We start from the raw sequence: 300 nt of genomic DNA on the forward strand, positions 1-300 counted from the left end.
CAACATGGGGATTTCGATTTCCATTACCGCATTATTAAAGCGAGTCGTAACAGCAAACTCATTTCGCTGCTGTGTGATGAGCTTTATCACCTATTACGCATGTACCGCTATCAATCGCCTAGGGCTCAGTCTCGGCCCAAAGAGGCGCTCGATGAACACAAATACATCCTACAAGCGATTCGCAACCGTGATGAAGAGCTAGCAGAAATGCTAATGCGAAGACACATCTCGGGAAGCCGATTACTTATAGAGCAACAAATTCAATCCAAAGATCTTGATTAATTGGCGACTGGTATTTGC

The 300-nt window shown here is 44.7% G+C and carries 1 protein-coding gene; it reads left to right on the top strand.

All coding sequences use genetic code 11. The features are described 5' to 3' along the window. Positions 1-282 (top strand): GntR family transcriptional regulator (locus AB4486_RS25535; RefSeq protein WP_372119524.1); only part of this gene is annotated, 282 nt, incomplete at its 5' end. Between the last annotated feature and the right edge of the window lie 18 nt (positions 283-300).

Source organism: Vibrio sp. 10N.222.55.C6 (assembly GCF_041473395.1).
GTDB lineage: Bacteria > Pseudomonadota > Gammaproteobacteria > Enterobacterales > Vibrionaceae > Vibrio > Vibrio crassostreae_C.